7 protein-coding genes and 2 pseudogenes are annotated in these 8,321 nt (G+C 61.8%); 3 read left to right on the top strand and 6 right to left on the bottom strand.

Annotated elements, in window-relative coordinates; genetic code table 11:
- Nucleotides 1–407: two-component sensor histidine kinase (locus tag M3436_02085; GenBank protein MDQ3562959.1), on the bottom strand; the 407-nt coding region annotated here is incomplete at its 3' end.
- A complete protein-coding gene (locus M3436_02080) occupies nucleotides 407–1,144 on the bottom strand; it encodes a response regulator (protein ID MDQ3562958.1) in 738 nt (245 codons plus the stop codon). The genes M3436_02080 and M3436_02085, both read right to left, overlap by 1 nt.
- A gap of 328 nt (nucleotides 1,145–1,472) precedes the next feature.
- On the opposite strand from M3436_02080, the gene M3436_02075 reads away from it, so the two are divergent.
- Both M3436_02075 and M3436_02070 read left to right on the top strand, forming a co-directional pair.
- Nucleotides 1,473–1,937: a glutathione S-transferase N-terminal domain-containing protein gene (locus M3436_02075; protein ID MDQ3562957.1), complete on the top strand. Its 465-nt coding sequence runs from the start codon at nucleotides 1,473–1,475 to the stop codon at nucleotides 1,935–1,937.
- A gap of 7 nt (nucleotides 1,938–1,944) precedes the next feature.
- Complete coding sequence (locus M3436_02070) at nucleotides 1,945–2,157, top strand: hypothetical protein (GenBank protein ID MDQ3562956.1); 213 nt, start codon at nucleotides 1,945–1,947, stop codon at nucleotides 2,155–2,157.
- A 290-nt stretch (nucleotides 2,158–2,447) separates the two neighbouring features.
- On the opposite strand, the gene M3436_02065 is transcribed toward M3436_02070, so the two are convergent.
- Together M3436_02065 and M3436_02060 are read right to left on the bottom strand one after the other, a co-directional pair.
- Complete coding sequence (locus M3436_02065) at nucleotides 2,448–3,383, bottom strand: formylglycine-generating enzyme family protein (protein ID MDQ3562955.1); 936 nt, start codon at nucleotides 3,381–3,383, stop codon at nucleotides 2,448–2,450.
- 76 nt (nucleotides 3,384–3,459) lie between these two features.
- A complete protein-coding gene (locus tag M3436_02060) occupies nucleotides 3,460–4,827 on the bottom strand; it encodes an arylsulfatase (GenBank protein ID MDQ3562954.1) in 1,368 nt (455 codons plus the stop codon).
- A gap of 572 nt (nucleotides 4,828–5,399) precedes the next feature.
- Between M3436_02060 and M3436_02055 the strand changes: the two are divergent.
- Nucleotides 5,400–5,529 (top strand): annotated as a pseudogene (locus M3436_02055) (DUF1501 domain-containing protein).
- A gap of 181 nt (nucleotides 5,530–5,710) precedes the next feature.
- On the opposite strand, the pseudogene M3436_02050 reads toward M3436_02055, so the two are convergent.
- Together M3436_02050 and M3436_02045 are read right to left on the bottom strand one after the other, a co-directional pair.
- A pseudogene (locus M3436_02050) lies at nucleotides 5,711–7,174 on the bottom strand (SulP family inorganic anion transporter).
- 132 nt (nucleotides 7,175–7,306) lie between these two features.
- Nucleotides 7,307–7,645 carry a hypothetical protein gene (locus M3436_02045; GenBank protein ID MDQ3562953.1) on the bottom strand — a complete coding sequence of 113 codons (339 nt, stop codon included), beginning with the start codon at nucleotides 7,643–7,645 and terminating at the stop codon, nucleotides 7,307–7,309.
- Nucleotides 7,646–8,321 lie beyond the last annotated feature (676 nt).

Genomic DNA, 8,321 nt, shown 5'->3' with positions numbered 1-8,321 from the left:
TCCGTCAAGCGCGCCTGCACGAGGTAAGATGCGCCGGTCGCACCCTGATCGGCCAAGACGACCTTGAGGGCGCGACTGCCGAGCGCTCGGCGCACCCAGTCTTCAAATGTCGCCAGCGCCGGGTGTTGTTGTCCGCCGGCCCCGGTGCGCTGTGCTGCCGCCGGATCGAGCGAAGCAAACCACCGGCGGGTGTTGAGGATGGCGACGACTTTCCCGCGCTCGGCGGGCTCCAGCGTGTCGAGCAGACTCACGATGTCGGCGATCCGCTGGGCGGCCTGGGCCGCGTCGGTTTGTGCAAAGATCCTGTCCACCTCCCAGGAATGGATCGCCGCGCCGACCCCGCCCGCCACCACGAGGCCCAGCACCTGGATCAGGATCATCCTGCCGAACAGAGACTTGGGAAGCACTATCTCACTACTTCCACTCTAGCAGAGAGCACGTATCCCTCCCCGCGGACGGTCTGGATGATGACAGGCTCCCGCGGGTCGTCGCGGAGCCGCTGGCGCAGCCGGCTCACCTGGGCGTCTATGCTGCGTTCGAAGGGATCGGTTTCTCGCCCCTTCGCCAGCTCCATGATCTGGTCGCGGCTCAAAACACGGTTGGAGTGATTGAGCAGTATCCGCAGCAACCGGTATTCGGCGCCGCCTAGCGGAACGACGACGCCGTCGGCGGAGGTCAACTGGCGCAGGGCGGGATCCAGCGTCCAACCGGCGAACCGGATCAATCGTGCGTCTTCCGGCTGCAGGTTGCGGGGCAGGCTTCGGGATCGGCGCAGTACGCTCTTCACGCGCGCCAGCAGCTCACGCGGATTGAAGGGCTTGGGCAAGTAATCGTCGGCGCCCATTTCCAGACCGATGATGCGGTCTATCTCCTCGCCACGCGCGGTCAACATGATCACCGGCGTGTCCATCCGTGCTCGCATCTCGCGACAGAGCGCGAGCCCATCCTCGCCGGGCAACATGAGGTCGAGCACCACGAGGTCCACGTGGCTCGATTCAAGGGCTGCCCACATCGCTTTTCCGTTGGGAACCGCATTGGCACGATAACCGTTCTGCTCCAGGTAATCGCACAAGAGCGTCCGGATCTCGCGATCATCGTCAACGACGAGAACGCTGTCTTTCGTCACGGTGTTCTTATATCGCATGGCAGGGTGGTATGCGAGTGCTGTTCGTAACTTAGTGTGAGCCCGGCGGGGTTGTCACCTTACGTTACAAAAAAAGCATTAGGGCCGCTCGGGGTATCCATGGCCATCGCCACCCTCGAAGCCGACGACGCCTGGGCCGGCATCCGTCGTTCGTCAATATCGCCGGCGGCTCAACGCGGCCGGCCGTGCTTGCTAGCGCGCTCTCAGCCCCATAGACTGAGGATCTCGTTACGGAAACTTTGAAAGCCACGGCCACCCGTCGCGGCGGCGGACGATCCGATGCTCACGCTGTATCAGTTTGAATGCTCTCACTACTGCGAGAAGCCCCGTGGCGCTCGACTACAAAGGGCTCGACTACCGCACGCGCAACCTCGTCCCGGGCCCCCACCGGCTCGTCACCGAGCGCTTGGCCCCGCGCAGCCATGTCCCGATCCTCGTCGATGGGGAGCGGGTCATTCAGGGCTCCTCCGAAATCATCGACTACCTCGCCAAGCGCTGTCCAGGCGCCCGCTTGACCCCGGTCGGGGCGAGCGCGGCGCAAGAGGCGCACGAATGGGAGCGCTACCTCGATCGCGAGATCGGGGTCACGATCCGCCGCTGGTTTTATTTCCATATCCTACCCGAGCGCAAGCTCGCGGCGCGGTTTCTCTTGCAGGGTGCGCCGGGTACGGGGCTCCGCTCTATGCCCTCATCTTCCCGGCCGTGCGGCGCGCCATGCGCTCGCTCATGCGCATCGACGCCGAGAACGCCGCGCGCTCCGAGTTGCAACTGCGCGCCGCTTTGGTGCACCTGAACGAGGCGTGCGCGGGCGCCGCTACCTGGCGGGCTCGGGAGGCTTCTCCAGGGCCGATCTCACCGCCTGTGCCTTGCTCGCGCCACTGTGTCTCCCCAACGCAGCCTATGCGCGGGATCTCCCAAAGGCCGTGGCCGCGTTTCGCACCGAGCATGAGGCCGATCCTTTCTTCGGCTGGGTGGTCGAGACCTACGGCCGTTATCGCCACCGCGACGTTTGACCGCCGGCCGCGAGCGCTAGCTAGCACTCGGTCCTCGCCATGCCCTGAACGTCGGGGGTGGAGTCCATGCGATGAGAGCCGAAGTCCCCTTGTGGACCTTCCGCCGCCTGGGTGCTGTCGCCCGACCGCGTGCACTACGATGGGACATCGACGTTTGCGCGCTCACGATTATGGTGCGGCTGAGCGGCCCGCAAACGTCGGGCAGCGTTTTCGTCCGGAGTTCATCAATCGCGTGGACGAAACCGTCGTCTTTCATCCCTTGGGGCGCGACCAGGCGGGCGACGCGACGGCTAAAGCCTGCATTCAATCTTCGACATACGCACGACGCAGCGAAAACCAATGTGGCAGGCCGAGGTGTCAACCGCCTCGCCTTGGCGCGCCGCCGGCCGGTAGCGTAGGCAGTAGTTGGGCGCGCAGAGATGTGAACCGCCTTTCACCACTCGGCGCGCGATATGTCCGCCGGGCCCGCTCGGAACGCAACAGGATTTTTTTATGTTTTCGGCGCGACGCGGCGTGAAGGAACTCCCGGTCCACTCCCATACGTTGCCGGTCATGTCGTAGAGCCCATAGCCATTTGCGGGAAACGCCTCGACCGGAGAGGTGCCCTCGTATCCATCGACTTTGAGGTTCTCCCAGGGGAATCGGCCTTGCCAGGTGTTAGCCATTGCCCGCCCCTCCGGAGCAAACGTTTCGCCCCACGCGTAAGGCGCGCCTTCCAGACCGCCGCGGGCCGCGAATTCCCATTCGGATTCGATCGGTAACGCCTTTCCCGCCCAGTCTGCGTATGCGCAAGCATCCTCGTAAGTGACGTGAACTACCGGGTGGTCATCCCGACCGTTGAGGGTGCTGTCCGGACCCTCGGGATGCCGCCAATCCGCCCCGGGTGCGTATTCCCACCAGGCACGATAGTTACGCAGATCCATGGGGCCACTCGGCTTCCTAAACACCAGGGAACCGGGCACTAAGAGAGATGGGTCGGCGTGCGGGTACGTAGCGGAATCGGGCGGGCGCTCGCAGCCGGTGATGTATCCGGTCGCGCTGACGAATTGCCGGAACTCCGCGTTGGTCGCCGGACGTGAGTCCATCCAGAATCCACGGACAGTCTCCCGGCAAACTGGGCGCTCCTCGGGGTAAAAATGGTTCGAACCCATGAGGAAGCTGCCGCCCGGCACCCAAATCATATGTCCCCGGCCCGCTGTGTCAGCCGCGCGGCCCGCCTTCTCCATCGCAACGGACGTTGGTCCGCTCCGCGATGGCGGGTTCTTCCGCGGTTGCGCGCTTGCCTTCTGTGCGGACATGAGTCTAGGACGACGCTCCGGTTTTCGGTACGAAGTCGATCGGCGATCCGGGCGGAATGAGCTGTTCTTTCTTGGTGCTGTCCTCGAATTCCCGTACGATTCGTTGCGCGTGCTGCATCACCCACCAGCGCACGTACCGCTGGCTGACGGGCTCTCGTTCTTTCGGGTCCTCCTGCAGGTGAGTAATGCGGGCAAAGCCCAGCGGCAGTTCCGGGTCGTGAAAGTGCTGCTGGCGTTTGAAGTTGATCTTGAAGTCTTTCCATTTGACGGCGTGCAGCTCGTCCTTGAGCCATACCATGCAGGATTCGCGATTGGAAGTTTCCTGTTCGCCCAGAAAGAAAGAGCCTTGGTCTATGCCGTCGATCAGCCGATCAGCTGGCGATTTGCACCCGACGAACCCTAGCAACGTAGTGAACATGTCGGTGACGTGCACCATCTCGTTGCTCTCAGTTCCTGGCTTGATATGGCCAGGCCAGCGAATGAGGAACGGCGTGCGAATGCCTCCTTCCGCCGAACTGAAATACGAGCCATCGAAGAAACCAGCGGTTCCCCGCCCTACCAAGTGATCTTCGGCTCCGTTATCACCACACATAACAACGATGGTGTTGTCGGCGATCCCGAACTCGTCAAGCTGGTCAAGCAGCACGCCGAAGTCGTGGTCCAGCATCAGCAGGCAGTCGCCCCAATCGCCATTGGTGCTGACCCCTTTGAATTCGTCGCGCGGGATCATTGGAAAATGCATCAGCGAATGATTGAAGTAGAGAAAAAACGGCTTGTCCGCAGCCGCGCTGCGCTTCATGAAGTCCAGCCCACGCTTTTGGTATTCGAGGTCACAGTTCTTCTTCATGTCCATGGTGAGTTGCTGATCTTTGAGCGCCCGCACGCCTTTGCCTTTTCGGCCCTCGTGCATATGGGAGTAGCCGTCGCGCTCCGGCACGTAATGCGGATCTTCCAGCCACATGCATTCGTCGTAGGTGCGAAGCGGACCGTACCACTCGTCAAAGCCGTGATCTGTTGGCCAGCGCCCATCTTCCGCGCCTATGTGCCACTTGCCGAGGCACGACGAAACGTAGCCAGCATCGGCAAGGATTTCGGCTATGGTCTTCTCCCATGCCACTAATCCGCCCGCATTGCCACCCAAGGCAATTGTGTGGTTGCCGGAGCGGATCGGGAAACGTCCAGTCATCAGAGCCGAGCGGGTCGGCGTGCATTGAGGTTCGACGACGTAGTGCGTCAGCTTGGCGCCTTCCTTGGAGAACTGATCCATGCGCTTGGTGTCAGCTCCACGCAGGATGCCGCCGCCGTAGCAACCCAATTCGCCCATGCCTAGGTTATCGACATGGAAGAAGAGGATGTTTGGTCTTTTAGCCATTTGGCACCTCCGAGTTGATGGTCTTCGTGTCTACCACGCTTTGTTTTATCTTTCTGAACTTGCTGGTCATGTTATTTCTCTGTCTCCTTTGGATATGGCTGTAATACTGCGACGGGTGGGGTGGTTGGAGTCAGCCTTCATGCCTAGCAGCAGGCCAGCCCGACGTAAGCGAGGCTTGCTGTGATCGCGCATAATCAGAAGCGATCGCGACGAACGGATCCGCCACTGTCTCGGGGTACAGCGGCTGTCGGAATTTGGCGCGCAACCGAACGTTGGGATCGATTTAGATAGACATCACTGCTGTGCTCGACCGAGTAAGCGCCATCGGGATAGCCGGCGCCGTAGCGGTGTGATGCATCGAACTGTTGTTCGAGCTTAGCAAGCGCCTGGCCGGTGCCACCGACAAAGGCCGGACCACGGTATCATGCGCACCTCACGTATAGGATTTTTAAACGTCCTTTTTTCGAGTGAAGGTACTGCTTAACCTGCTGGGTGTCAATCACGCGTGTCCTGGGTCCAGGATTGGGGACTTTCCGGGATATTTATCGGCCCGAGGCGCAATCCTCAGCCGCACCGACGAGCTCGGCTTCAACGCCGTCGAGGACGTCGTGCACGTTCACGATCTACGACGTCAAGTTCCAGGGTCGGAACTTCCGCCTGACGGATGTGGAGGGAAGGATCGTGAAGAAGCTGCTGGCTTGACCGCGGCCAGGTAGCGTTCGAACGGACAGCCTTCGCCCCCCTCATGGCACGCATGCGGCCCTGCAAGCTCGAGCGCACGTGCAAGCGCCGACTCCATCGCGATGAACCACCCCGGCTGAGCGGCGAACAGATTCTCCCGCCCTATCCGCTCGGCTGCGCCGGTCCGCTCGAACTGCTCTATCGCGGCTTCGCGCATGCCAAGCAAGACCAGCCGCTTGCCCTCGCGCGCCAGCCTGTCCCTGGTCGCCTCGATGACGGCCACCGTCGTGGCGTCGAGATCTTGCGCCTGCCGCATTCTGAGCACGACGACGCGGACGCCCGGCTCGGATGCCGCAGCGATGAGGGCCGCCTCGAGTTCGCCGGCGACGGCAAAGAAAAGTGGGCCGGCTACGTTCAGAATGCGGATGGCTCCGCAACGATGCACCGCGCCGCCCGGTTTCGGATCGATCTCCTGAAAGCGGCCGTCATCGCCCACGACCATCTCGCGCACGGCGAGCAGCCTTGCGCGGCGCAAAAACAACACCAGGCTGATAGCGATGCCGACATAGATCGCCTTGTCCAAAGGCAGCATCCACGTCCCAACGAGTGTCACAACAAAGGCGATTCGATCGCTGGTCGTTCCGTACAAGACGCGGCGGATGCGCGGTCTGTCGATCAGATCGGTCGCCACGACCAGCACCAGTCCAGCGAGGCTGGCGATCGGCGTTCGGTCGACGAACGGCCCAAGAAAAAGCAGAACCAGCAGCATCAGCACACCGGAAGCCGCTCCGGAAAGCCGGCTGACCGCCCCGGCGCGCTCGTTGAGCACCGACCGCGTGAGGCTCCCGCCAACTGGATATCCGCCGAACAGGCCAGCAGCAACGTTTGCCAATCCTTGTCCCGAGAACTCGGCGGCGATGTCGAGTCGCTGAGCGGTCCGCGCGGCGATCGCCCGGGCCGCGGCGCTCGATTCGACCAGCGATAAGACGGCGCACGCAAGCGCAGCTTGGAAAAGATCCGACATTGCTGCGAAGTTCGGTACCGTGAACGGAACGAATCCAGTCGGCGCCATCGTCAGGTCGGAAACCAGCTTCAGACCATGGGCCCTCAGGTCGACAACGGCGTCGAGCGCGATGCCTCCCACCAGCGCAAGAATCGCCCCCGGGATGCGCGGATCGATCCTGCGCAGACCGAGAACCGCCACCGCGGTACCGATGGCAAGACCCACGGACAAGCCATTGGTGCTGGCGATATCGCTCAGCCACACCCTCATCATCGTGACGAGGTCGCCGGTGGCCCCCGCGGTTGCAGTCACGTTCGGAAGCTGCCCGACGAAGATCAACACCGCCGCCCCGGTCATATAGCCACGAAAAACGGCGTTCGAAATGTAATCGACCAGTGCGTCGATCCGGACCAGGCCGGCGAAGAGCTGCAGCAAGCCCACGGTAAACGCGAGCGTCACCCCGATCTCTGCGGGTGTGCCGCCAACCTGGGCTGCAACAGCGGCGCCCACCAGCAGGCTCACCGCATTGGTCGGCCCGGTCACCACGTGACGCGAGCTGCGCATCAGACTGCCCACGACCGCGGGCACTGCCGCCGCGTAAAGGCCCATCGCCGGTGGCAGCCCCGCGATAATAGCGTAGGCAACCCCCTGCGGTACGGTCATGAAGACCAGGGCAACAGCCGCCATCAGGTCGCGCGGGAGATCGCGCGACCTGTACGTACGAAGGTCGACGAAGGGAAAGTAGCGGGAGGCCAAGTAGCGCGCGAACCTCACGTCGCTACCGCCGCCCTGATCTCACGCAGAGGCGCGCTTTATGTACTCTGCCACGCGCTCTCGGTATCGACTGACGCTCGCCGCGACCAATTTGGCATCGAGCTCCCGTTTCTCCGACCTTATTGCGTATGCCAAATCCAGGCCGAGCTTGCCTCCATAGGCAGCCGGATGCTCGGGACACCTGACGACCATCATGATGTGAAGATGCGTGTTCTCCTCCCCAAACGAGAGGACGTAGGTACGGTCCGGCTTCTCAATTTCGATGATCATGCGCGAAACCCCAGCGATGATCGGCGCTGCCTCTTTCCAATCCTTTGCGGAGATCTCGTGGAACAATCCATGAACCTTGGGAACCAGCACGAGGGAGCCTTCTGGCCAGAATCGGAAGGTGTGGAACACCGACCATCGCTCCGATTAATAGACGACAAGCTCAGGATGCTTTTCAGGAAAGGTGCAGAAAAGACAGTCAGACATGGAACATCCTCCAGGGCGCGACCATACACGACCGCACCGGTCTTGCACAACCTCTCTGACAGCCCTCCGATCGTTGACATCAGCCGCGTCAACATGGTAATCACACACATCTTTCCGGAATCTGAACTCCCGTTCCGCGAAGCTCTATGAGCGCGCCCGCAGAGTCATGCCGGGGGGGCAACACCCGTACCAACTCTCCATTGGCCGCCGCGTCCTCTCTATACCGCATCGGGTTCGGGTGGGCGCGTTCTCGACGTCGATGGGGTCGACTTATATGTATAGGCGCTTACCGAAACAACATCGACAAAAAATTGTCGATAGTTGCGGTGCCACGAACTGCCCCGACATGGGCCACTTTTCGGAGCGTAGTTCTCCGAAAAGCGTAGACCCTTACCAGAACGACATCGACAAATTTTTGTCGATATGCGCTGCCCCGGGGGCCACTTTTTCGGGGCCCAGTCCCCGAAAAAGCGTAGGAGCTTACAGCGATAGCCCATGTATCTGGCTTATCGTTGGCGATGGCGGGGCGGGTGATATAGCGGCACAGGTGCTCAAGTTTGTG

The organism is Pseudomonadota bacterium, assembly GCA_030859565.1.
Classification (GTDB): Bacteria; Pseudomonadota; Gammaproteobacteria; order JACCXJ01; family JACCXJ01; genus USCg-Taylor.
Note: the sequence above shows the minus strand (reverse complement) of the source record. Positions and strands in the feature narration are given on the sequence as shown.